This window comes from Bradyrhizobium sp. NC92 (assembly GCF_025200865.1).
In the GTDB taxonomy this organism is placed as follows: Bacteria; Pseudomonadota; Alphaproteobacteria; order Rhizobiales; family Xanthobacteraceae; genus Bradyrhizobium.
Genome location: NZ_CP104171.1, coordinates 6,481,766 through 6,504,420, shown reverse-complemented (window position 1 = coordinate 6,504,420; position 22,655 = coordinate 6,481,766). Strand labels below are relative to the sequence as shown.

General features: G+C 65.2%; 24 protein-coding genes. 16 read left to right on the top strand and 8 right to left on the bottom strand.

Features of this window, described 5'->3' with window-relative positions; all coding sequences use genetic code 11:
- The first annotated feature begins 9 nt into the window (after positions 1 to 9).
- The gene (locus N2602_RS30595; RefSeq protein WP_260380380.1) at positions 10 to 1,635 is read left to right on the top strand and encodes a GMC family oxidoreductase; all 1,626 of its coding nucleotides are present in this window, start codon (positions 10 to 12) and stop codon (positions 1,633 to 1,635) included.
- Positions 1,636 to 1,661: 26 nt separating this feature from the next.
- Positions 1,662 to 2,642: a hydroxymethylbilane synthase gene (hemC, locus tag N2602_RS30590; protein ID WP_260380379.1), complete on the top strand. Its 981-nt coding sequence runs from the start codon at positions 1,662 to 1,664 to the stop codon at positions 2,640 to 2,642.
- 247 nt (positions 2,643 to 2,889) lie between these two features.
- On the opposite strand, the gene hemE is transcribed toward hemC, so the two are convergent.
- Positions 2,890 to 3,924 (bottom strand): uroporphyrinogen decarboxylase, encoded by a 1,035-nt coding sequence (gene hemE, locus N2602_RS30585; RefSeq protein WP_260380378.1) that lies wholly within the window; start codon positions 3,922 to 3,924, stop codon positions 2,890 to 2,892.
- A gap of 106 nt (positions 3,925 to 4,030) precedes the next feature.
- On the opposite strand from hemE, the gene N2602_RS30580 reads away from it, so the two are divergent.
- Entirely contained in the window at positions 4,031 to 4,246 is a 216-nt protein-coding gene (locus tag N2602_RS30580) for a hypothetical protein (RefSeq protein ID WP_172785832.1), read from the top strand.
- Between the two features lie 176 nt (positions 4,247 to 4,422).
- The gene (locus N2602_RS30575) at positions 4,423 to 6,324 is read left to right on the top strand and encodes a diguanylate cyclase (protein WP_260380377.1); all 1,902 of its coding nucleotides are present in this window, start codon (positions 4,423 to 4,425) and stop codon (positions 6,322 to 6,324) included.
- A 5-nt stretch (positions 6,325 to 6,329) separates the two neighbouring features.
- Here N2602_RS30575 and N2602_RS30570 read toward each other — a convergent pair whose 3' ends face one another.
- Positions 6,330 to 6,548, bottom strand: a complete 219-nt coding sequence (locus N2602_RS30570; protein WP_260380376.1) for a SlyX family protein — start codon at positions 6,546 to 6,548, stop codon at positions 6,330 to 6,332.
- Positions 6,538 to 7,296 carry a rhodanese-related sulfurtransferase gene (locus tag N2602_RS30565; protein WP_172785835.1) on the bottom strand — a complete coding sequence of 253 codons (759 nt, stop codon included), beginning with the start codon at positions 7,294 to 7,296 and terminating at the stop codon, positions 6,538 to 6,540. The genes N2602_RS30570 and N2602_RS30565 overlap by 11 nt, the downstream gene beginning before the upstream one ends.
- Positions 7,297 to 7,492: 196 nt before the next feature.
- Between N2602_RS30565 and ggt the strand changes: the two genes are divergently transcribed.
- From ggt to N2602_RS30540, 5 genes are all read left to right on the top strand, one after another.
- Entirely contained in the window at positions 7,493 to 9,079 is a 1,587-nt protein-coding gene (ggt, locus tag N2602_RS30560; protein WP_172785836.1) for a gamma-glutamyltransferase, read from the top strand.
- Between the two features lie 168 nt (positions 9,080 to 9,247).
- Positions 9,248 to 9,862: a (2Fe-2S)-binding protein gene (locus tag N2602_RS30555; protein WP_212259489.1), complete on the top strand. Its 615-nt coding sequence runs from the start codon at positions 9,248 to 9,250 to the stop codon at positions 9,860 to 9,862.
- Between the two features lie 43 nt (positions 9,863 to 9,905).
- The gene (locus N2602_RS30550) at positions 9,906 to 10,883 is read left to right on the top strand and encodes a xanthine dehydrogenase family protein subunit M (protein WP_260380375.1); all 978 of its coding nucleotides are present in this window, start codon (positions 9,906 to 9,908) and stop codon (positions 10,881 to 10,883) included.
- A 2-nt stretch (positions 10,884 to 10,885) separates the two neighbouring features.
- Positions 10,886 to 13,177, top strand: coding sequence for a xanthine dehydrogenase family protein molybdopterin-binding subunit (locus N2602_RS30545; RefSeq protein WP_260380374.1), 2,292 nt, complete (start codon positions 10,886 to 10,888; stop codon positions 13,175 to 13,177).
- A gap of 61 nt (positions 13,178 to 13,238) precedes the next feature.
- The gene (locus tag N2602_RS30540) at positions 13,239 to 13,703 is read left to right on the top strand and encodes an FKBP-type peptidyl-prolyl cis-trans isomerase (RefSeq protein WP_036013901.1); all 465 of its coding nucleotides are present in this window, start codon (positions 13,239 to 13,241) and stop codon (positions 13,701 to 13,703) included.
- Between the two features lie 58 nt (positions 13,704 to 13,761).
- Here the strand turns inward: N2602_RS30540 and N2602_RS30535 are convergent, their stop codons facing one another.
- Positions 13,762 to 13,980, bottom strand: a complete 219-nt coding sequence (locus N2602_RS30535; RefSeq protein WP_172785840.1) for a CsbD family protein — start codon at positions 13,978 to 13,980, stop codon at positions 13,762 to 13,764.
- A gap of 128 nt (positions 13,981 to 14,108) precedes the next feature.
- Between N2602_RS30535 and N2602_RS30530 the strand changes: the two genes are divergently transcribed.
- The 3 genes from N2602_RS30530 (at position 14,109) to N2602_RS30520 (ending at position 15,706) form a co-directional block, all read left to right on the top strand.
- Positions 14,109 to 14,627, top strand: coding sequence for a cupin domain-containing protein (locus tag N2602_RS30530; protein ID WP_260380373.1), 519 nt, complete (start codon positions 14,109 to 14,111; stop codon positions 14,625 to 14,627).
- A 126-nt stretch (positions 14,628 to 14,753) separates the two neighbouring features.
- Entirely contained in the window at positions 14,754 to 15,182 is a 429-nt protein-coding gene (locus tag N2602_RS30525) for a VOC family protein (RefSeq protein WP_172785841.1), read from the top strand.
- A gap of 35 nt (positions 15,183 to 15,217) precedes the next feature.
- Positions 15,218 to 15,706: a VOC family protein gene (locus N2602_RS30520; RefSeq protein WP_212259492.1), complete on the top strand. Its 489-nt coding sequence runs from the start codon at positions 15,218 to 15,220 to the stop codon at positions 15,704 to 15,706.
- Positions 15,707 to 15,847: 141 nt separating this feature from the next.
- Here N2602_RS30520 and N2602_RS30515 read toward each other — a convergent pair whose 3' ends face one another.
- Together N2602_RS30515 and N2602_RS30510 are read right to left on the bottom strand one after the other, a co-directional pair.
- On the bottom strand, positions 15,848 to 16,978 hold the full coding sequence (locus tag N2602_RS30515; RefSeq protein WP_212259493.1) for a hypothetical protein: 1,131 nt from the start codon (positions 16,976 to 16,978) through the stop codon (positions 15,848 to 15,850).
- A gap of 2 nt (positions 16,979 to 16,980) precedes the next feature.
- Positions 16,981 to 17,682 carry a FecR domain-containing protein gene (locus N2602_RS30510; protein ID WP_212259494.1) on the bottom strand — a complete coding sequence of 234 codons (702 nt, stop codon included), beginning with the start codon at positions 17,680 to 17,682 and terminating at the stop codon, positions 16,981 to 16,983.
- Between the two features lie 200 nt (positions 17,683 to 17,882).
- Between N2602_RS30510 and N2602_RS30505 the strand changes: the two genes are divergently transcribed.
- Positions 17,883 to 19,163 carry a phospholipid carrier-dependent glycosyltransferase gene (locus N2602_RS30505; protein WP_260380372.1) on the top strand — a complete coding sequence of 427 codons (1,281 nt, stop codon included), beginning with the start codon at positions 17,883 to 17,885 and terminating at the stop codon, positions 19,161 to 19,163.
- A 54-nt stretch (positions 19,164 to 19,217) separates the two neighbouring features.
- Here N2602_RS30505 and N2602_RS30500 read toward each other — a convergent pair whose 3' ends face one another.
- Positions 19,218 to 19,859: an OmpA family protein gene (locus N2602_RS30500; RefSeq protein ID WP_172785846.1), complete on the bottom strand. Its 642-nt coding sequence runs from the start codon at positions 19,857 to 19,859 to the stop codon at positions 19,218 to 19,220.
- 373 nt (positions 19,860 to 20,232) lie between these two features.
- On the opposite strand from N2602_RS30500, the gene N2602_RS30495 reads away from it, so the two are divergent.
- The 3 genes from N2602_RS30495 to N2602_RS30485 all read left to right on the top strand — a co-directional run bounded on the left by N2602_RS30495 (position 20,233) and on the right by N2602_RS30485 (position 22,096).
- Positions 20,233 to 20,469, top strand: coding sequence for a hypothetical protein (locus N2602_RS30495; RefSeq protein ID WP_260380371.1), 237 nt, complete (start codon positions 20,233 to 20,235; stop codon positions 20,467 to 20,469).
- 98 nt (positions 20,470 to 20,567) lie between these two features.
- Positions 20,568 to 20,813 (top strand): hypothetical protein, encoded by a 246-nt coding sequence (locus tag N2602_RS30490; protein ID WP_260383735.1) that lies wholly within the window; start codon positions 20,568 to 20,570, stop codon positions 20,811 to 20,813.
- Between the two features lie 122 nt (positions 20,814 to 20,935).
- Positions 20,936 to 22,096, top strand: a complete 1,161-nt coding sequence (locus tag N2602_RS30485; RefSeq protein WP_260380370.1) for a winged helix-turn-helix domain-containing protein — start codon at positions 20,936 to 20,938, stop codon at positions 22,094 to 22,096.
- Between the two features lie 38 nt (positions 22,097 to 22,134).
- On the opposite strand, the gene N2602_RS30480 is transcribed toward N2602_RS30485, so the two are convergent.
- Positions 22,135 to 22,614, bottom strand: coding sequence for a DUF2809 domain-containing protein (locus N2602_RS30480; protein WP_172785849.1), 480 nt, complete (start codon positions 22,612 to 22,614; stop codon positions 22,135 to 22,137).
- Positions 22,615 to 22,655: the final 41 nt, after the last annotated feature.

Genomic DNA, 22,655 nt, shown 5'->3' with positions numbered 1-22,655 from the left:
CAGTAGCGCATGAACGCAACTTCCTCCCTCGCACACACCGATCCCGAATTCGACTACATCATCGTCGGCGCCGGCTCCGCCGGCTGCGTGCTCGCCAACAGGCTTTCGGCGAACGGCAAGCACAGCGTGCTGCTGCTCGAGGCCGGCCCGAAGGATTCCAACATCTGGATCCACGTCCCGCTCGGCTACGGCAAGCTGTTCAAGGAGAAGAGCGTCAACTGGATGTACCAGACCGAGCCGGAGCCCGAGCTGAAGGGTCGTCAGATATTCCAGCCGCGCGGAAAAACGCTGGGCGGATCGAGCTCGATCAATGGCCTGCTCTATGTCCGCGGCCAGCACGAGGATTACGACCGCTGGCGCCAGCTCGGCAACACCGGCTGGGGCTATGACGACGTGCTGCCCTATTTCAAGAAGGCCGAGAACCAGTCGCGGGGCGCCGATCATTATCACGGCACGGGCGGGCCGCTGCCGGTGTCCAACATGATCGTGACCGATCCGTTGTCAAAAGCCTTCATCGATGCCGCAGTCCAGACCGGCCTGCCCTACAATCCTGACTTCAACGGCGCGACGCAGGAAGGCGTCGGCCTGTTCCAGACCACGACGCGCAACGGCCGCCGCGCCTCGACTTCGGTCGCCTATCTCGGTCCCGCGAGGGCGCGCAGCAACCTCAAAATCGAGACCTCCGCACACGCTCAGCGCATCCTGTTCGAAGGGCGCCGGGCGGTCGGCGTCGAATACCGGCAAGGCGCCTCCTTGCGCCGCGCCCGCGCGCGCAAGGAGGTGGTGCTGTCGAGCGGCGCCTACAATTCGCCGCAGCTGCTCCAGGTCTCCGGCGTCGGCCCCGGCGATCTCCTGCGCCGGCACGGCATCGATGTGGTGCTGGACGCACCGGGCGTCGGTCACGATCTGCAGGATCACATGCAGGTCCGCATCGTGATGCGCTGCTCGCAGAAGATCACGCTCAACGACACCATCAATCATCCGCTTCGCCGCACCATGGCCGGCGCGCGCTACGCGCTGTTTCGGAAGGGCTGGCTGACGATCGCAGCCGGCACGGCGGGCGCATTCTTCAAGACCAGTCCGCGCCTCGCCTCGCCCGACATCCAGGTGCACTTCCTGCCGTTCTCGACCGACAAGATGGGCGAGAAGCTGCACGCCTTCTCCGGATTCACGGCGTCGGTGTGCCAGCTCCGGCCCGAGAGCCGCGGCACCTTGCGCATCAAGAGCGCAGACCCGACCGTGCCGCCGGAGATCCGCATCAACTACATGTCCACCGAGACCGACCGCACCACCAATGTCGAAGGCATCAAGATCCTGCGCAAGATGTTGAACGCACCGGCGCTGAAGCCGTTCGTGGTGGACGAGTACGATCCCGGGGCGAAGGTATCCACGGACGCCGAGATCCTGGACTATTGCCGCGACCGGGGCAGCACCATCTATCATCCGACCTCGACCTGTCGTATGGGCAACGATGCGCTCGCCGTGGTCGATCAGCGGCTGAAGGTGAGGGGACTCGAAGCCTTGCGTGTCGTCGACGGCTCGATCATGCCGGATCTGGTGTCGGGGAACACCAATGCGCCGATCATCATGATCGCCGAAAAGGCCTCCGACATGATATTGGAGGATGCGCGATAAACTTCGCTGCTTGAGAGGGTTTGGACTTGGCTACGCGATTCAAGATCGGCACACGCAAGAGCGCCATGGCGCTGGCACAGACGGAAGAGATTGCGCGCCGCCTGACCGCCGCCGTGCCCGGTCTCGACGTCGAGATCGTCAAGTTCGACACCACGGGAGATCTCGACCAGACCAGCAAGCTGTTGCCGCATGGCGGCAAGGGCGGGGCCTTCGTGGCTCAGATCCGCGCCGCGGTGCTGTCGGGTGAGCTCCAGGCAGCGATGCATTCGCTGAAGGACATGCCCGGCAACGAGGACACGCCCGGCCTTGTCATCGGTGCCACGCTGTCGCGCGATCCGCCGAGCGACGCGCTGGTGCTGCGCCACGGCGTGACGTTGGAAGCGCTACGCCAGTCCCGCGGCAAAGGCTTCAAGATTGGCACCAACGCCGTCCGTCGCGCCGCCTATGCGCGGCGGTTGTTCCCGCAGGTGGACGTGATCCATTTCCGTGGGGCCGCCGACACAAGGGTGCGGAAACTCGACAATGGCGAGAAGCAGCGCCTTCCGGATGGCGGGGCAGTCGGGCCGGCCGACGCGCTGATCATGGCGCGCTCGGGCCTGGATCGCGTCGGGCTGGCGCATCGCATCGCCTACGAATTCACCGCGGTGGAGATGCTGCCGGCGGCAGGGCAGGGCATCGTCGCGGTCGAATGCGCCGCGCAGGACTGGCAAACGCGACAGGTCCTGTCGTCGATCGACGACGCCTCTGCGCATGCTTCCGCCGACGCCGAGCGCGAGGTGCTGTGGGTGCTCAACGGCCACTGCAATTCGCCGGTGGCGGGCTTCTCGACCATCACAGGCGATCAGATGTCGCTCATCGCCTCGGTGCTCGATCTCTCCGGTAACACCATCATCGAAGCCTCGTGCACCGGCCCCGCCAACCGCCCGCGCGAGCTCGGTCGTGCGGTGGGACTGGACCTGCTGGCGAAGGGTGCAGCGGAGATCATCGAGCGCAGCCGGCCGCGCTGACACGCTTTTCGCCATCGCCGTCATCATTGCGAGCGCAGCGAAGCAATCCAGAGTGCTAGCCGCGGAAAGATTCTGGATTGCTTCGCTGCGCTCGCAATGACGGGTGTGGTGAGGAGCCGTCGTCTAACCCGCTCCAGCTCTGCGCCTGTTTTGCCCGACGTGTCAAAACGCACAAGCGAGTCATGCCAGTTCAAGGTTTTCAATGACTTGGCTACTGTGCATGGGGTTGTTTTCGCGGTTTTTGTTTTCAACCCCGCACGCGCCTGATCATCTGCTCGACATGGGCGATCGGCGTTTCCGGCTGGATGCCGTGGCCGAGGTTGAAGATCAGCCGCCCGGCAGCAAAATTGGCCAGCACATTGTCGGCCGCGCGGTCGAGCGCGGCGCCGCCCGTGATCAGCACCAGAGGATCGAGATTGCCCTGCACCGCGACCTTGCTCTGCACCCGCTCGCGGATGAAGGCCGGCTCCGCGGTCCAGTCGATGCTGACCGCATCGACGCCGGTCGCCTCGACATAGGCCGGCAGCAGCGCGCCGGCGCCGCGCGGGAAGCCGATGATCTTCGCGTCCGGCACTTTCGCGCGCACACCCTCCACGATGCGCCGCGTCGGCTCGACCGACCAGCGCGCGAACTCGGTCGGCGGCAGCACGCCGGCCCAGGTGTCGAAGATCTGCAACGCATCGGCGCCGGCGGCGAGCTGTGCCAGCAGATACTGAACCGAATTCTCGACCAGCACGTCGATGATCTCTGAGAAAGCTTCCGGATGCCGGTAGGCCATCATCCGGGCCGGCGCCTGGTCCGGTGTGCCGTGGCCCGCGACCATGTAGGTCGCCACCGTCCAGGGCGCGCCGCAGAAGCCGATCAGCGCGGTCCTGGGATCGAGCGCGCCGCGCACGATCTTCAGCGCCTCGAACACCGGCTCGAGCTTGCCGAAATCTGCGCGCGGGGCCAGCGTCGCCACCTTGGCCGGATCGTCCAGCGGCTCGAGCCGCGGGCCTTCGCCGACCTCGAACCGCACCTCACGTCCGAGCGCATAGGGGATCACCAGAATGTCCGAGAAGATGATCGCCGCGTCGAAGCCGAACCTTCGGATCGGCTGCAGCGTCACCTCGGCGGCGAGCTCAGGGTTGAAGCAAAGATCGAGGAAGCCGCCCGCCTTGGCGCGCACTTCGCGATATTCCGGCAGGTAGCGCCCGGCCTGGCGCATCATCCACATCGGCGGGACGGACTGGCGCTGGCCGGAGAGAACGTCGATGAAGGGTTTCGTCGAAGACTGGGGCACGAATGGTCCTGAAGCGGGTTGTGCCTCCTGATACACCGCCGCGGCCCTCAGCGGAACAGGGGAACCTGGACGATCGGGCCGCGTTGACCAGCCAATGGAGGAGATCATGGCTGAGACATTCAATCCCGCGCCGCACGACAAGCACGCCGAAGACCTGCGCGAGGCGCTCGCTGCCGATCGGCAGTCCAAGCTCGACAACGGGCTGAGGGACACGTTCCCAGCTTCCGATCCCGTGAGCGCCGCGCAGCCGACGCCCTCGAAGGCCGATGCCGATGCCGAGCATCCTTCGCTCTGGGCCAAGGTTAAGGCCATCTTCAGCTAGCGGCGTCGGGGGCGCCGGATTCCGATAGGCCTGCTAATGTCTTGTTAGCGATGCGTCGATCGCCGAGTCCGTAAGACTACTGGAAACGGCGGAAACCGCCGCGTATTCCGGTAGGGATTTCAGGATTAAATAACAGAAGCAGCAGAGGTTTCCGAACGATCGGAGGACCCTGCCGCATGAGTGCTACCCAACGAGCCGGATGGAGCCGCCTGCCGCTGCGCGCGGCGGCTTTCGTCGCGCTGACCTGCGCGACCATCCTCGGCGTCAGCGGTTGGCGTGAATGGGCGGCACGCGATGCGGTGCTCAAGGGCGCCGAGACGGAGATGGCGAACGTTGCGCGTTCGCTGACCCAGCATGCCGAGGACAGCCTCGATCTCTTGGATTCCGGCGTCGTCGGCGTGGTCAGCCGGTTGGAGATGGACGGCACAGCGCCGGCCACGATCGCGAAGCTGCGCACCTTGCTGGACGCGCGCAAGAAGGCGATCGCGCGCATTCACAGCCTCGCCATCATCGACGATCAGGGCAACTGGCTGACCTCGCCCGGTACGACCGGCGCCACCTTCAGCGACGATGCTTTCTTCCGATATCACCAGCTTTCGCCGAAGCGCGAGGCCCATGTCGGCCGTCCCGTGAAGAGCCTGCTGGACGGCGAATGGGTCGTCACCCTGTCACGCCGCTTCAACAAGCAGGACGGCAGCTTCGGCGGCGTGGTGCTCGCGACCATCAGCTCGAAATATCTGTCGCATTTCTACGAGCAGTTCGAGATCGGCCGCAACAGCTCCGTGTCACTGGCGCATGGCGACGGCCTGATCGTCGCGCGCAATCCCAGCAACGGGACATTCGTCGGGCGTAGCGTCGCCGACAAGCCGCTGTTCCGCGAGCCGAGCCTGCAACGGCCGAGCGGCGCCTATCATTTCACGTCGCCGCTGGACGGCGCCGAACGCGTCAGCTTTTTCAATCGCAGCAGCCGCTTCCCGCTCCTCCTGCTCGCCACCGTCGACAAGGACGAGTTGCTCGGGCCCTGGCGGGCGGCGGCAATCTCCCGCATGCTCTACGTGCTCGCTCTGGTGATGCTGATCGCGGTGATCGGCGGCGTGCTGGTGCGGCAGTTGCAGCGCGGCCAGCGCATGGCCGTCGCGCTGGCCGAGACGGAGGCGCATTTCCGCCTGCTGGCCGAAGGCTCCAGCGACATGGTGACCCGCATCGGCCTCGATGAGCGGCTGCGCTATGTCTCGCCCTCGTCGGTCCGCGTCGTCGGCTGGCGTCCAAACCAGCTGATCGGTTCGCCGGCCCTCGCGGGTGTCAATCCGGAGGATCTGCCGGAGGTCCAGGCGATCGTCGACGCCATGAAGCGCGGCGAGAAGGAGGAGGCGCGTCTCACCTACCGCAACTCGCACCGGCAGAACGGCGAGATCTGGCTGGAATCGACCATGCGGGTGACGCGCAAGGACGATGGCCGCGTCGACGGTGTAGTCGCGATCTCCCGCGACATCACCGAGCACAAGAAGCTGGAAACCAGACTCGAGACGCTGGCGATCGAGGACAGCCTCACCGGCCTTGCCAATCGCCGCCGCTTCGACGAGCGTCTGAAGGAGGAATGGGCGCGTGCCTATCGCGACCGCTCCAGCCTTGCCTTGCTGATGATCGACGTAGACCACTTCAAGGCCTACAACGACGAATACGGCCATCCCGCGGGCGATGCGTGCCTGCGCCTGATCGCAAAGATCATCGCGACCGAAGCGCAGCGCGTCGGCGATCTGGCCGCGCGTTATGGCGGTGAGGAATTCGCCATGCTGCTGCCGAACATCGACGCCGCCGGCTGCGCCGCGGTCGGCGAACGGATCCGCAGCGCCATTCACGAGGCCGGCCTCGCTCATGGCAGCAACCTCGTGGCTGGATGCGTCACTGCCTCGCTCGGCGGCGCAGCCTGCCGGCCGGCGTTCGAACGAACCGCGGGAGTCGCTGCGCTGGTCGAAGCTGCCGACCGGGCGCTCTATGCCGCCAAGGCCGCAGGCCGCAACCGCCTGGTGACGTCCGGCGAGGTCATGGACCTGCTGCCCAAGGCGTCCGGCCAGTAACCCGCTCAATAATGCGGCGGAGGCTCGTTGGCCGGCCCTGGCGCATTTGCCTCGGCCTCCTGCAGCCGAGCATTGAGCTCCGCGATCTGTCGCGTCAGCCTGTCGATCTGCTTCCACTGCGCGGTGATGGTCTGGTTCAACGTCTCGATCGTGTCGTCCTGATAGGCGAGGCGCGTCTCCAGCCTGTCGATGCGCTCGCTCAGCGTCTTGATCTCATTCGTCACGCGTTACGTCCTTGTTTCGCTCGCGCAAACCGTGGCCGATCGCCACGCGCTCGTCGAACACGAAGCATTCGCCGCGCCAGCGGCTCTCCGCCTCCGGCACCTCTTCCAGATATCTCAGAATGCCGCCCCTGAGGTGATAGACCTCGGCAAAGCCCCGCGCGAGCAGATGCGCGCTCGCCTTCTCGCAGCGAATGCCGCCGGTGCAGAACATCGCGATCCTGCGGTGCCGTGTCGGATCGAGCCGCTCGGCGGCAAAGTCCTTGAACTGGCCGAAGCTCTTGATGCCGGGATCGACCGCGCCCTCGAACGTCCCCATCGCGACCTCGAAGGCGTTGCGGGTGTCGAGCACTAGGGTATCGGGTGCCGCGATCAGCGCGTTCCATTCGCGCGCGTCGACATAGGTGCCGACCTGGCGGGTCGGATCGGCGGCCGCATCGCCCAGCGTGACGATCTCCCTCTTCAGCCGCACCTTCAACCGTCCGAACGGCATCGCCTCAGCAGCGGAAAACTTCAATTCGAGATTGACGAGCCTGCCGCCGAACATGTCGCCGTGTGCGAGCTCATGAGCGAAGGCGTCGATCGCCTCCGGCGCACCGGCGATCGTGCCGTTGATGCCCTCCTGCGCCAGCAACACGCTGCCCTTCAGCCCAAGGCCGGCGCAGCAGGCGCGCAGCGGCTCGCGCAGCTCGCGGTAATCCGGGAGGGCGACGAATTGATAGAAGGCGCAGACCTTGTAAGCCGTATTCATGGCCGCTCGTTTAGCAGGCCGACGGCGCCCGGAAAACCCGCATCGCGAAAGCCGGAAAAAGGTCTATACGCCCAGCGGATGGCTGCCATTTTCCTGGTATGCCAGCATTGCCCCGCCGGGCGGGAATGTGTCATGTAGACGCGGTTTTCGAGATGGCGCGCCCATCGCGCCGACGGCCAAGAGAGCAAGACATTCGATGAGAAACTTCCATTTCCCCGGCAGGTCCACGGTTCACGCCACCAACGCGATGGTGGCGACCTCGCATCCGCAGGCCTCGCTCGCCGCGATCGAGGTGCTGCGCGAGGGCGGCACCGCGGTGGACGCGGCGGTCGCCGGCTCGGCCCTGCTCGGCGTGATCGAGCCGCAATCGACCGGCATCGGCGGGGATTGCTTTGCGCTGATCCAGCCGCGGGGCGAGGGCAAGATCGTCGCCTATAACGGCTCCGGCCGCGCGCCGAAGGCGGCGAATGCCGACTGGTATCTCGAGCGCAAGATCAACTCCGTGCCGCTCACCTCGGCGCATGCGGTCTCGATCCCCGGCGTGATCGACGCCTTTGCCACCGTGCTGCGCGATCACGGCAAGTTCGGTTTCGACCGGCTGCTGCAGCCTGCGATCAAGGCGGCCGAGGAAGGTTATGTCGTCGCGCCCCGCATCGCCTTCGACTGGAAGAACCAGTTCGAGAAGCTGAAGAATGGCACCAACACCGTGCGCTATTTGTTGCCGGGCGGCCAGCCGCCGGTCGCAGGCGACGTCATCCGCCAGGCCGAGCTCGGCAAGACGCTGCGCGCGATCGCCAAGAACGGCCGCGACGCCTTCTACAAGGGCGAGATCGCGGAGGACATGGTCGAGACCCTCAGGGGCATCGGTGGCCTGCACACGCTCGACGATTTCGCCGTGCACACGACCGAAGTGACCACGCCGATCGGCACCATGTACAAGGGCTACGACGTCTGGCAGTGCCCGCCGAACGGCCCGGGCGTCACCGCGCTCTTGATGCTCAACATCCTGTCGCGCTTCGATCTGACCAAGTATGCGCCAGTGAGCGTCGAGCGCTTCCATCTCGAGGCGGAAGCGGCACGCATCGCCTACATGAACCGCGAGATGCATGTTGCCTCGCCTGCGCACATGAAGATCAACGTCGCCGAGATGCTCGAGAAGGGCTTTGCCGACGAGTACATCAGCAAGATCCGCATGGACGGCATGCTCGACCTGCCGAACGTCGCGCCGCCGATGAATCCCTCGACCATCTACATCACGGTCGTAGACAAGGACCGCAACGTCTGCTCGTTCATCAACTCGGTTGCGCATTCCTTCGGCTCGGCGATCGTCTCGAACAAGACCGGTGTCTTGTTCCAGAATCGCGCCGGCGGCTTCCGCATCCAGCCGGGCCATCCCAACTGCATCGAAGGCGGCAAGCGCCCGCTGCACACGATCATGCCGGGCCTGCTCACCAAGGGCGGCCGTTCCACGATGTCGTTCGCGGTCATGGGCGGCCAGTACCAGCCGACGGGCCAGACTCACCTCCTGACCAACATCCTCGACTACGGCTGCGACGTGCAGGAGGCGATCGACATGCCGCGCGGTCTGCACTACGAGGGCCAGTACCAGCTCGAGGACAGCGTGCCGGCCGCCATCGTCGAGGGCCTGAAGAAGCTCGGCCACAAGACCACCAGCGTGGTCGGCCCGCTCGGCGGCGCCCAGGCGATCTGGATCGATTGGGACAAGGGCACGCTCACCGGCGGCTCCGATCCCCGCAAGGACGGCTGCGCGCTGGGTTATTGATCGGCCGCGCAGTTCCCCACGCGAGATCAGGAAAAGTTGACGAAGGGCGGCGCGGCATTTGCTGCGCCGCCCTTCTCTCATTCGGAACTGCACTCATTGCTTCCGGTTAAGGGGCGATGAGCGGTGCAGGCGTGCGCTGCTTTAGCAGATCAGCGGCGGAGGCCTGCCATGCCCGACAAACCAGGTTCCAGATCATCCGGATTCGACCGACGCGCCTTCATGGCCGGCGCGGCTGGCAGCGCGCTGATTCCGATGACGGCGCGCGCGGCGCCCGAGGACGCGCGGGCGCCAGCGGCGCAGGATCCGTCGCTTCCCGTCGAGGTCACACTGCGCGTCAACGGCACGGACAAGCGCCTGAGCATCGATGCGCGCGCCACGGTGCTCGATGCCTTACGCGAACATCTCAAGCTCACCGGCAGCAAGAAGGGCTGCGACCACGGCCAGTGCGGCGCCTGCACGGTGCTGATCGACGATCGCCGCGTGGTGTCGTGCCTGACGCTGGCCCTGGCCGCCGAAGGGCAGGAGATCACGACCATCGAAGGCCTCGCCACCGACGACCGCTTGCACCCGATGCAGCAGGCCTTCATCGACCATGATGCGTTCCAGTGCGGCTATTGCACGCCCGGTCAGATCATGTCGGCGATCGCGTGCGTGAAGGAGGGCCATGCCGGCAGCGAGGCCGACATCCGCGAATACATGAGCGGCAACATCTGCCGCTGCGCCGCCTATCCCAACATCGTCGCCGCCGTGAAGCAGGCCGCGCCCGAGATCATGAAAGGCTAGGCGCATGCGACCGTTTTCGTACCAGAGAGCATCAGACCCCGACATGGCCGTGCGAGCGCTCGGCGCCGCCGCGGCCGCCAACGATCCACTGACGAAGGCGTCGGCGCAGCCGCTTGCCGGCGGCACCACGCTGATCGATCTGATGAAGCTCGACGTGATGCGGCCCACTGCGATCGTCGACATCAATCCGCTGGCCAACGCCTGGTCGGCGATCGCGCCAGGCGATGATGGCTTGCGCCTCGGCGCGCTGGCAAGGATGTCCGACGTCGCCGCGCATGCCGAGATCCAGCGCAGCTATCCGGTGATCGCGGATTCGCTGAAGCTCGCCGCCAGCGCCCAGCTGCGCAACATGGCAACGCTCGGCGGCAACGTGATGCAGCGGACGCGCTGCAACTACTTTCGCGATGTCTCTTATGAGAACTGCAACAAGCGCAATCCCGGCTCCGGCTGTGCCGCAATGGATGGTATCAACCGCATGCATGCGGTGCTCGGCGTCTCCGAACATTGCGTCGCGACCTATCCCGGCGATTTCGCGCAGGCGCTGATCGCGCTCGATGCGATGGTCGAGATCACCGGCAAGGCCGGTACGCGCAGCATGCCGTTCGCGCAGCTTCACAAGGCGCCGGGCAGCACGCCTGATATCGAGACTGCGCTTCAGCCCGGCGAGCTGATCTCGGCATTCTCGATTTCCGGCCGCTGGCCGCGCTCGGTGTATCTCAAGACGCGCGACCGGCAATCCTTCGAATTCGCACTGTCATCAGCTGCGATAGCGCTCGACGTCCGGGATGGCACGATTCGGGACGCGCGCGTCGCGCTTGGCGGCGTCGCCACCGTGCCCTGGCGCGCGCGTGAGGCCGAGGCGCTGTTGAAGGGACAGAAGTTCGACGAAGCGCTGGCACAGCGCGTCGCCGAGGCCGCCTTTGCTGATGCCCGCGGCCGCCGGCACAACGGCTTCAAGATCGCGCTCGGCAAGCGTGTGGTGGCACGCGCGCTCCAGCAGGCCGTAACGATGGAGATCTGATCATGACCGCTGCAGCTCCCGGGCCCAAGACGAATATGGGGCAGCCCGTGCCGCGCTATGATGCGGCCGCAAAGGTCACGGGGCGGGCGACCTATGCCTCCGATATGCCGCTGGACAATCCGGCCTACGCGTTCCTGGTCACCAGTGCCATCGCCAAGGGCCGCATCGACCGCTTCGAGTTTGACGATGCCAAGCGCGTCCGCGGCGTGATCGACATCGTCACGCACGAGAACGCCCCGAAGCTGAAGGACTCGAAGCTGTTCAGCAATGGCGGCTATGCCGGCACCACGATCCAGCCGCTGAAATCGGCCGAGATCGCCCATGACGGCCAGATCATAGCCGTGGTGGTCGCGGAGAGTTACGAGGCCGCGCGCGAGGCGGCCAACCGCGTCAAGGTCAGCTACACGGCTGCTGCACCCAGCGCGACCTTCGATTCGCCGGGGACGACGACAGCCGCCGCGAAAGGACAAAACTCGCAGTTCAAGGAAGACCCGAAGATCGGTGATTTCGCCACGGCGTTCGATGCGGCCGAGGTCAAGCTCATCGCCTCCTACGAGACGCCGACCCAGCATCACAATCCGATGGAGCTGTTCACGACCAGCTGCGCCTGGATGGGCGACCATCTCGTCATCTACGAGGGCAGCCAGTATGTCTATGGCTTGAAGAACGGCGTGGCCGAGCAGCTCGGCATCGACGCCGACAAGGTGCGCGTGGTCAATCCCTATGTCGGCGGCGGATTTGGTTCGCGGGGCTCGATGACACCGCGGACCGCCATCATCGCCGCCATTGCCAAGCGCCTGAACCGCCCCATCAAGCTGGTCCCGACCCGCGACCAGGGCTTTACCATCGCGACCTACCGCGCCGAGACGCGGCATGAGATCAAGCTTGGTGCCAGCCGGGACGGCAAGCTGGTCGCTTTGAGGCATGAGGGGGCTGAAGTCTCCTCGCGCCCCGATGCCTATTGCGTCGGCGGCACCAAGACCACGACTCGGCTCTATGCCTGTCCGAACGTGGACAGCCTGGTCTCGATCGTGCGCGCCGATCGCAACACGCCCGGCTTCATGCGGTCGCCACCGGAGCTACCGTATCTGTTCGCGCTGGAGAGCGCGCTGGACGAGCTCGCCGTCAAACTGAACATGGATCCGGTCGAGCTTCGCCGTATCAACGACGCCACCAGGGATCCCATTGACGGCAAACCCTACACGTCGCGATCGCTCATGGCGTGCTTCGACGAAGCCGCCAGGGCGTTCGGCTGGTCGCAGCGATCGCCGCAACCGAAATCGATGTCCGATGGCGACTGGTTGATCGGCTACGGCTGCGCTGCCACCTGCTATCCGACGGCGATGGCGCCGTCCGCCGCACGCGTGCGACTGCAGCGCGACGGCCGCACTCGCGTCGAGATCGCCGGCCACGAGATCGGCACCGGCGCCTACACCGTCATCGCCCAGACTGCGGCCGAGCGGCTCGGCGTGCCACTGGAGAAGGTCGCGGTCTTCATGGGCGACAGCGACTTGCCGCCCGCGCCGGTTGCCGGCGGCTCCAACTCGACCGCCAGCACCTGCTCGGCCGTGATGATGGTGTGCGATCAGATCCGACAGCGCCTGTTCAAGGCGGTGATGCCGAGCGACAGCCTCGCCGACAAGGCCAAGGAGACCGTCGGCATCAGCCCGGCACCGTCGACCCAGGCGGCCAAGGGCGATCGTCCGCTCGATATCGAGAAGGCGTTCGATGCGCTCGGCGTCGGCGTGGTCGAAGAATATGGCGAGTGGAAGCCGGAAGGCGCGCCGATGGACTCCTTCCGCGCCATGCACAATGGGCAGGTACGGCTGGTCGGCGGCCACCAAATGAAGGACAAGATCGCCTACGCCTTCGGCGCCGAATTCGTCGAGGTCCGCGTCAATCGCTTCACGCACGAGATCCGCTGCCCCCGCTTGGTCGGCGCGTTCGCGGCAGGCAGGATCATGAATCCGCGCACCGCACGCAGCCAGCTCATGGGTGGCCTGATCTGGGGCATGTCCTCGGCGCTGCTGGAGGCCACCGAGATCGACGAGCGCAATGCGCGCTACGTCAACGACAATCTTGCCGATTACCTCGTGCCCGTGAATGCCGATGTGCCCGGCGTCGAGGTGATCATGCTGTCCGAGCAGGACGATCACATCAATCCGGTGGGCGCAAAGGGCCTCGGCGAGCTCGCCAATGTCGGCACCAATGCGGCGATCTGCAACGCGGTTTATCACGCCACCGGCCAGCGCATCCGCAAGCTGCCGGTGCGGCTGGAAAATATCGAGGTCTAAAGGGGTGGAAACGGCGACCGCCTTGGGTTAGACACCTCCCGCCTCAAACGGAAGGTGTTTAATGCAGCGTTTCCAGCGCGCGCTCCTCGCCCTGATGTCGGCACTCGCGATCACCGTGATCGCCAGCGTGTCGCATTTCGTTTCCACCACGGCCTCGGCCCAGACCGCAGGAAAGACCATGACCACAGCTTCAGGCTTGCAGATCATCGACTCCACCGTCGGCACCGGTGCCTCGCCGCAGCCCGGCCAGATCTGCGTGATGCACTACACCGGCTGGCTCTATGAGAACGGCCAGAAGGGCAAGAAATTCGACTCGTCGGTCGACCGCAAGGAGCCGTTCGAGTTTCCGATCGGCAAGGGCCGCGTCATCGCCGGCTGGGACGAGGGCGTCGCCTCGATGAAGGTCGGCGGCAAGCGCACGCTGATCATCCCGCCGCAGCTCGGCTATGGTGCCCGCGGTGCCGGCGGCGTGATCCCGCCGAACGCGACGCTGATGTTCGACGTGGAATTGCTCGCGGTGAAGTGACGGCACAACAAAAAGACCGGCCTTGCGGCCGGTCTTTTCATTTTCAATCTTACGCGCGTCACTCCGCGGCGCGGCGAGCCGCAGCGGCGGCGCGATCCATCGCATCCTTTGCGGCGTCCTTGGCATCGCCCATGGCCTGCTGGCCCTTGCCCTTCACTTCCTGCACGACGCCCTCGCCCTTCATGCGATCGGATCCGGTGGCTTCACCGACGCCCTGCTTGGCCTTGCCGATCGCCTCGTTGGCGGCGCCCTTGATCTTGTCGGTCGTGCTGCCCATGAAGATCTCCTTTCGAGTTGCTTGGAATGACAACGCTGGGCGGCTACGAGGGTTCCGATTTTGGTATGGCTTGCGGCTGCGGCTTTGGGTTAGTTTGCCGCGCACGGAACCAACAGAAAGCAAGTCCCATGACCGGCCATGACCATTCGCATTCCCACCATGACCATGGTCATCATCATGATGACCGCTGGAAACATGACGGCGTTCGCGTCATTCCCGGCAATCAGCTCGATACCAATGTGCCGTCGACAGCGGGCATGGACCGTGCAGCCGCGATCAATTTCGCCCGCGTCGGCGCCCAGAAATTGTGGGCGGGCACCGTCAGCATCAGGCCGGACGCCAAGACCGGCGCGCATCACCACGGCCATCTCGAAAGCGTCATCTACGTCGTGAAGGGCAAGGCGCGCATGCGTTGGGGCGAGAGCCTGCAGTTCACCGCGGAGGCCGGCCCCGGCGATTTCATCTTCGTCCCGCCTTACGTGCCGCATCAGGAGATCAATGCCAGCCCGGACGAGGTGCTGGAATGCGTGCTGGTGCGCAGCGACGGCGAGGCGGTGGCGATCAACCTCGACATCGAGCCGGTCGAGAAGCCCGAGACCGTGCTATGGATCGACCCGGTGCACCGCGATCCCAACGAGAAGAAGTAAGACCCTTCAGGGGGCGGGGGCGGTGCGACAGACCCCGCGGATCGGGGTCAAAAAAATTGTCGGAAGCGGTGTCGGATAGCGGCCTGGCCGTCCGTCCTTGGGCAGAACCCCGCCAAGGAGCTTCCGATGCCCAAGATGATCTTCGTCAACCTGCCGGTGACCGACCTCAAGCGCGCGACCGCCTTCTACGAGGCCGTCGGCGCGGTCAAGAACCCGCAATTCAGCGACGACACCGCGAGCTGCATGGTCTTTTCCGAGACCATCTTCGCCATGCTGCTGACCCACGACAAATTCCGCCAGTTCACGCCGAAGCCGATCGCGGACGCCAGGACCTCGAACCAGGTGCTGTTTTGCCTGTCCGCGGACAGCCGCAACGAGGTCGACGAGATCGTCGGCAAGGCGGAGGCGGCGGGCGGGGTGGCCGATCCCGGCCCGAAGGACGAATACAGCTTCATGTACGGCCGCAGCTTCGAGGATCCGGACGGGCACATGTGGGGCGTGAACTGGATGGATCTTGCGGCCGCCCCTCTGCAGCCCGACTTGGCGAACGCCTGAGCAGACACCCATAGACCTCACGAGGAGCATTCATCATGTCCAAGCTCGTGCCCTGCATGTGGTTCAACGGCGATGCCGAGGACGCTGCAAAATTCTACGTCTCGCTGGTCCCGAATTCGGCGATCACGCACGTTCAGCGCAACGTTGCGGATGGCCCGTCCGGCAAGGAAGGCTCCGTGCTCGTCGTCGAGTTCACGGTGGCCGGGCAGCCGCTGGTCGCGCTCAATGGCGGCATGAAGATGGAATACACCCATGCGATCTCGCTGATGATCCATTGCGACGACCAGGCCCAGGTCGACAGCGTCTGGAACGCGTTCCTCGCCCATGGCGGCAAGGCGGAGCAGTGCGGCTGGCTGAGGGATCGCTGGGGCGTGGCCTGGCAGGTTGTGCCGAAGGTGATGTTCGAGTTCCTGTCGAGCCCCGACAAGGCCGCAGCCGCGCGCGCAATGCAGGCGATGATGAAGATGGTGAAGCTGGACGTCGAGGTGTTGCGGCGCGCGTTCGAAGGCAAGTCGGCGGCGTGAGCCTGATTCTCTCGCCATTCGATCGGTGTCATCGCCCGGCTTGACCGGGCGATCCAGTACTCCGAGACGGAGAGGCCGCGGCGTACTGGATGCCCCGGTCAAGCCGGGGCATGACAGCCGGTGTGAGGTGAGACCTCGCCGCTAATAATTAATCCTCAGCCCCACGCCGCCATGGATCGTGTTGCCGACCGGCTGCGGGCCGAGCGTACCGTTGGCGAAGAGGTCCACGATCCAGCCCTTCTGCACGCGGAAGCCGAGCCGGCCGCCATATTCGAACCAGCCCTGGTTGCCGATGGTCGGCACCACCGTGCCCTGGCCGGTCACGGTGGCGACGATGCCGCTGTGGCTCGCAAAGGACTGCACCCAGCCGCCATTGATGTTGGTCTCGATGTTGCTGCCGAACAGATGCGTCCACTGGCCGCCGATCTTGACGAGGCTGGTGCGGTCGGTCCCATCAGCGATGCGGGCGTCGAACGGATTGAATGCCACCGCGCCGTCGCTATAGCTGGAGACGCGTTGCCAGAGCTGCCAGACCTCGATCGAGGCCGCGACCTCGTCGCGCGGCGAGAGGCGGCTCATCCAGCCGGCGCGGCCGTAAACGGCGTAGTTGGACGCGTTGGTCGAGCTCGTCACGCTCACCGGGCCGAGACTGGTGTCGTAGCTGCGCGTGTAGCGCGCCTTCTCCCACGGCGTCAGGATCGCGCCGACGTCGAAGAACGGGCGCGACGAGCCCCAGTCGGTGAAGTCATAGCGCAGCGCGAAGGCGCCGATCGGTGCGCTCGTGATCTTGTAGCCGCCCTCGTTGTAATGCGTGTAGGCGATGCCGGCGAGCAGCGACAGATTGTTGGTCAGCTCCTTGCGGCCGTGGATGCCGGCCGAGAACGAGCCGGCGGAGCCGAACGCGCTGATGCAGTCGCTGCAATTGACCTGCTCGTTGACACCGAGCAGCACCGTGCCGAGCACCCGGTTGGTGATCATCTGGTTGAAGCGCTGATTGGCGAGACCGCCGATCGAATTGCTGCTGGAATCCGCGCCGGTCGGTGTCGGGCTCGGCGACGGATACGGGCTGGGCGTGGGCGACGGATAGGGGCTCGGCGACGGGGAGGGCGAAGGTGAGGGAGAATATGTAGGCGTTGGCGTCGGCTGGGTACACTCGGACTGGCACGACGCTTGGGCTGTAGCCGGACGCGCGTTGAGCGTCGCGAAGGCAAGAACGGCCGCCGCGATCAACGCGCCCGACAGGATGATTCGTCCGAAGCCGGGGGGCGCCATCGTCACCGCCCGCACAGCATGCCGTCGTCCTGGACGGCGGGCGTGATGGTCGGCGAGGCGCCGGCGTACTGGTTGACCGCGCATAACCCGGCGCTCGCGGCGCAATTGGCGGCGAAGGTCCAGGGCGGCGTGTTGGTCTTGGTGATGCTCACCTTGCCGCCGGTCGAGGTGATGATGGCGGTGTCGCCGGGCTGCGTGAGTTGCACGCACTGGCCGCTCTTCGTGCAGACGCTGGCCGCGCCGTCCTGAAGCACGACGACGGAGCGCCCGCGCTGCGAGAGAATGTCGAGCGTGGTGCCGCGCACGCCGATGGTGGCGAGCGGCGTCGTGATCTTGTAGGCGGCCTTGTCGGAGCGTCCGGTGACGAAGCGGAAGGCGCCGGTGGTCATGCGGATCGCGACGTCACGATAGCTGTGCTCGTCGTTGAAGACGGTGCGGTCGAGCTTCAGCGTTGCGCTCGGGCCAAGCGACAGGTTGGTGCTGTCGGCCATCACGAAACGCGCCGCGCTGTCGGCGCCGGTCCGCACGGTCTCGTCGCGCAGCATGCTGTCGCCGACATTGATCGGCGTCGTGGTCGCGGCGACGCGCACCACTTCGTTCTGAATCACGACGGCCTCGCCGACGCGCGTCTGCGCCTTGGCGCCGGACGCCGCGCAGATTGCGGCCGTGAGCAGTGTGGGTAATAGCCAAAAACGCAAATTCATTTCGCAACCGATCGATGTGTCCCTGATCGTACCGGATCGCGCACGCTTCTGATGTGGCGGAATTATCACAAGCGGCGCAGGACGTGCGTCATGCTTAGTGACAGTTGCGGCAGAATGCGTTCAATGACGAGGAGCAGTTTCTTTTTCTCCGCGGTGCAGCCAATTTGCCACGCAAGACAGCCCCACAAAAGACGCTCGAATTGCCTGCGGTTCCGGCGGTGTCGCGGAGCGCAGTGATCGCTGTCGCGATCTTCCTGATCGCGCATCTGGCGCTGCTGATCGGCGTGACCACGCCGGAAAAATTCGTCTTCGACGAGGTGCATTACGTGCCGGCGGCGCGCCAGATGCTGGCGCCTGCGATGTCGCAGCCGATGCTCAATCCGATGCATCCGCCGCTGGCCAAGGAGCTGATCGCGGCATCGATCGCAACCTTCGGCGACAGCGCGCTCGGCTGGCGTTATCCCGCGACCTTGTTCGGCGCGCTCGCGATCGTCGCGATCTATCTGTGCGGACTCGCGCTGTTCGCAGGGCAGTCGCCGGCGATCGCCGCCGCGCTGATCGCGGCCTTCAACCAGATGCTCTACGTGCAGGCGCGCATCGCGATGCTGGACATCTTCGCGCTCGGCTTCGGCCTGCTCGCGACCGCCGCCTTCATGCATGGGTTTCGCAGGGAGCGGCCGCAAGCGCTGTTCGCGGTGGCGGGCAGCCTGTTCGGCCTTGCGGCCGCGTGTAAATGGAGCGGCCTGTTCCCGCTCGGCGTCTGCATCGTCGCCGTTGCCGTGATCCGCCTGATGCAGGGCTGGCACACGCTGTTCGCCGATGCAAAGCCGGACGACTGGTATCGGCCGGAGCTTTGGCCCGGCCTGAAGCTGCATCATGTCGCGCTCTGCTTCGCCGTCCTGCCGGGCATGACTTATCTTGCCGCCTTCGTTCCGCTCTACGGATTGTCACTGCCGGACTTGATCGAGGCGCAGCGGCGGATCTTTGCCGACAACACCACGACGGCCATCGCCGGCCACACCTATATGAGCGCATGGCCGTCCTGGCCGCTGCTCGCGCGCCCGGTCTGGTTCCTGTTCGACAAGACGGCGGAGGACCATGTCGCTGCGATCGTCTTCCTCGGCAATCCCCTCGTGCTGTGGCCGGCACTGCTCGCACTCGCCATCGTGCTGCGCGACTTCATCGTGGCGCGGCGTTGGGAGGCATTCCTGATCGCGGCATTCTACTTCGGCCCCTGGCTCGCCTGGGCGTTGCTGCCGCGCACGCTGGGCTTCATCTACTACTATCTGCCGGCCGCGACAGCGGCGTCGCTGGCGCTGGTCTATGCAATGCGCCGCGATGGGCTGCCGCGCTGGCTGCTGTGGGTCTATGTCGGCATCGCCGCGGCCGGCTTTGCGGTGATGCTGCCGATTTCCGCAGCCTTCGTCGGCACCTCGATGGGGAGCTTCAACCGGCTGATGCTGTTCCAAAGCTGGATATGATTTCGCCGCCTGCCGGGCTGCGGCAGGCGGCGTGTTTCACCCAGGGGCGGAGAGTTACTTCGCCGCGGTCTTGGTGTCCATGTTCACGACCTGGACCCGGCGGTTGATCGGGTCGGCGCCGTTGGCTGCATCCTTCAGCTTGGTCTCGCCGTAGCCGACGGTGACGAGATCGTTGCCGTTGAGGCCGTAATTCTGCATCAGGTACTTCTTGATGGTGTCGGCGCGCCGTTCGGAGAGACCTTGATTGTATGCTTCGCCACCCGTCGCGTCGGTGTGGCCGGCGACGACGAAGGTCGAGCCCTTCAGCGCCGGATCGGACAGCGCCTTGCCAAGCGCCTGGACCGAGGCCACCGACGTCTTGGCGATGTCGGCCGAGTTGTAGTCGAACTGGATCTCCAGATCGATCTTCGGCTTGGTCGCAGCGAGCTCGGCGATCTGCTCGCGCTCGCCCGTCGAGAGCGACCGGGTCGAGCGGTTCCGCACGGTGTTCAGGAAGGTCGCTTCCTTGGCCTGCACGGTCGTGTCGGCCTGGGGGCCAACGGACAGGCCGCGCGTCGCCGGCTTCGGCTTCAGCGCATCGACGATCTGGTCGGCGGAGAAGTTGTTGTCGCCGGCCAGCGCAAGGCCCGCCGTCATCGACAGGGCTGCGGAGAGGGTTATCGCCTTCAGTCCAAAGAATTTATCAAAACGGGTCATTGTCGTATCCTCGCTGTTACGCCTGATGGCGATTTGATGCTGCGAGCCTAGGGCAGGTTCAACGGCGTCGATGTGATCTTGGTCACATTCGAAACGACGAGCCGAGGGCACTCTGGTCCGGTTCGATCGTTCGCAGTCTGCTTTCGGGCCGGCAGTCGCGGGTTCCGGGAAACCCGAACGTCGCAAAGGCGTCGCCGCACCGCCCGCCCGCGAACAAGAATTCGACCAGATGCCCGCCTAGCACGCTTCAATCATTCGACAATTTGATGCGAAGGGAGGCGAGTTCCGTCCTGTGCCGAGGCCAAGTGACTATCAGCGCGACTATCAGTTCCATCGCAGCGGCCCGCCGGACCGGACAGTGACCCCGAGCACAATGCCCATCTATATCGGCGCGGCGATGATCGCGGTGGCGATCCTGCTGTCGACACTGATCACGGGGCTGACCTCCCGCTATGTCGGCCTGGAAGGGCCGACCGAGGAGAACATCTGGCTGGTCGATCGTCTCACCGGCAGTGTCTATCGGTGCCAGTCGGAGGGGCGCGGCAGGGCGTCGTGTGAACCCGATGTGGCGACCGGCAGCGTCGGGGAGCGCCCAAAAGCCGCACGTTAGGCGCAACGAAAATATCTTCTCTGCGAGCCGTTTGTCCGGGAAAGATGGATGCTGCGTTGGCCGGCATGTAGCCGGCTTCGTTTCCGGAGGAGAAATTGATGAAGACCCTGTTGCTCGCGGCAACGTTCGTTGCACTTGCTCTGTCTCCCGCATCCGCCGCCAAGATGGCATGCACCAGTGCGAACATGGCAAAGCTCGTTGGCGGGCTGGGCGGCGAAGACACGCCGGGCAAGATGGCAGCGAGGAAGTCGATGGCCTCGGCCAATTCCGAGATGAGCAAAGGCAACATGAGCGCCGCCTGCAAGCACTACATGAGCGCCGAAAAATCGATGGCGATGAAGTAAGGTTTCCTGCCGAACTTGCACGTTCTGGCCGCGCTGGCAGCAGATGGCAGCGCGGCTTTTTCTTTTTCGATTCTGCTCAGGTTCTTTCTCCCGGCGCGAATCTCGCTACATTCCTCCTCGCAATGTCTCGCGCGCCCAAACCACTCCCGCTCACCACGACACAGGCCCGGCAGATCTGGCTGCATGCCCAGCGGCTGGATCAGCGCGCCCCGTTCGGCGAAGGCGCACAGGCCGCCGCGGCCGCTGTCGCCCATCTCGGCTATGTGCAGATCGACACCATCAACGTCATCGAGCGCTGCCATCACCACATCCTGTTCAGCCGGATCCCGTCCTACCACCGCGCCGATCTGCGCCATGCCCAGAGCATCGACAAGACCGTGTTCGAGTACTGGACGCACGCGCTCTCCTACGTGCCGGCGAACGACTTCCGCTTCTTCCTGCCGGCGATGCGCCAGCACCGCCGCGAGGGGCACAAATGGTTCGCCGCGGTGAAGCCGGCCGACACGCGCAAGGTGATGCGGCTGCTGCGCACCGGGCCGCTGACGATCCGTGACATCGACGACGACGTGCTCGTCGAGAAGGAGCATCTGTGGCAGAGCCGCAAGCCGTCGAAGCGGGCGCTGCAGCTCGCCTTCTATACCGGCGCCGTCACCATCAGCGAGCGCCAGGGCATGCTCAAGACCTATGAGCTGACGACGCGTCATTTCGGGTGGGACAGGCTGCCAAAGCCGGCGCCGGCAAGCGAGATCACGGCCTATCTGCTCGATCGCGCGCTGCGCTCGCAGGGCGTGGTCAGCCTCGATTCGGTCTGCCATCTCGATGCGCCGAGCAAGAAGCCGGTCGCGCGCCTGATCGCCTCGCGCGTCCGCCGCGGCGAGCTCGTGCCTGTCGCGATCGAGGGCGCCGGCAAGCAGGAGCACTGGGCCTCGCCCGCAGCGCTCGAGCCGCATGAGGTATCGCCCGATCTCGTCCACATCCTTTCGCCGTTCGATCCCCTGATCATACAGCGCAAGCGTACCAACCTCATCTTCGGCTACAACCATCTGTTCGAGGCCTATGTGCCGAAGGCCAAGCGCAAGCTCGGCTATTTCGCGCTGCCCGTGCTGGTCGGCGACGAGATCGTCGCCGCGCTCGATCTCAAGACCGACCGGCAGAACAAGAAGCTCTTGATGCAGAAATGGACCTGGGTCGGGCAGGGCAGGAAGACGGCGGGCCGCAAGGAGCTGAAGCGCGTGATCGAGGACGAGCTCGATCGCTTCGAGCGGTTTCAACTGGCGGAGTGAGGGCTTGGCATCCGTCTCGTAGGGTGGGCAAAGGCGCGTTAGCGCCGTGCCCACCATCTGCTTGTGGTGGGCACGCTGCGCTTTGCCCACCCTACGAGGGTGTGCATCTTGGCAACTCGATCGATCCAAACGCCGAGCGCAATCCCGATCACGTAGGCCACGAGATTCCACAGCGAAAAGATGCGCCCCAATAGCAGCGCGCCGGCCGTGGTCAGCCGGAACGCATCGAGCCATGGCGTGTGCACCAGCCGGGAGAATTCGACGACGACGGCGATCACAGCCGCGATCGCCGCAATCTGCGTCTGCGTGAGTCTCGGCAGCACGGCTCCGACCAGCAGAAACACCATCGTGGCCCATAACAGCGAGCCGCCATACTTGACCACGAAGGCTGGAAACCCGAGCGGGAATCCATACCAGCGCAAGGACAGCCCGCAGACGATCACCGCGAGTGCGAGGCCGGCGCGGATCAGCGAGATCCGCATCGGCGCCACGGGTTGATCCGGCTGCGCTCCGCGCATTGCTCGCTCCATTGACTCTTTGCCCGCGATGCTCAAAACCG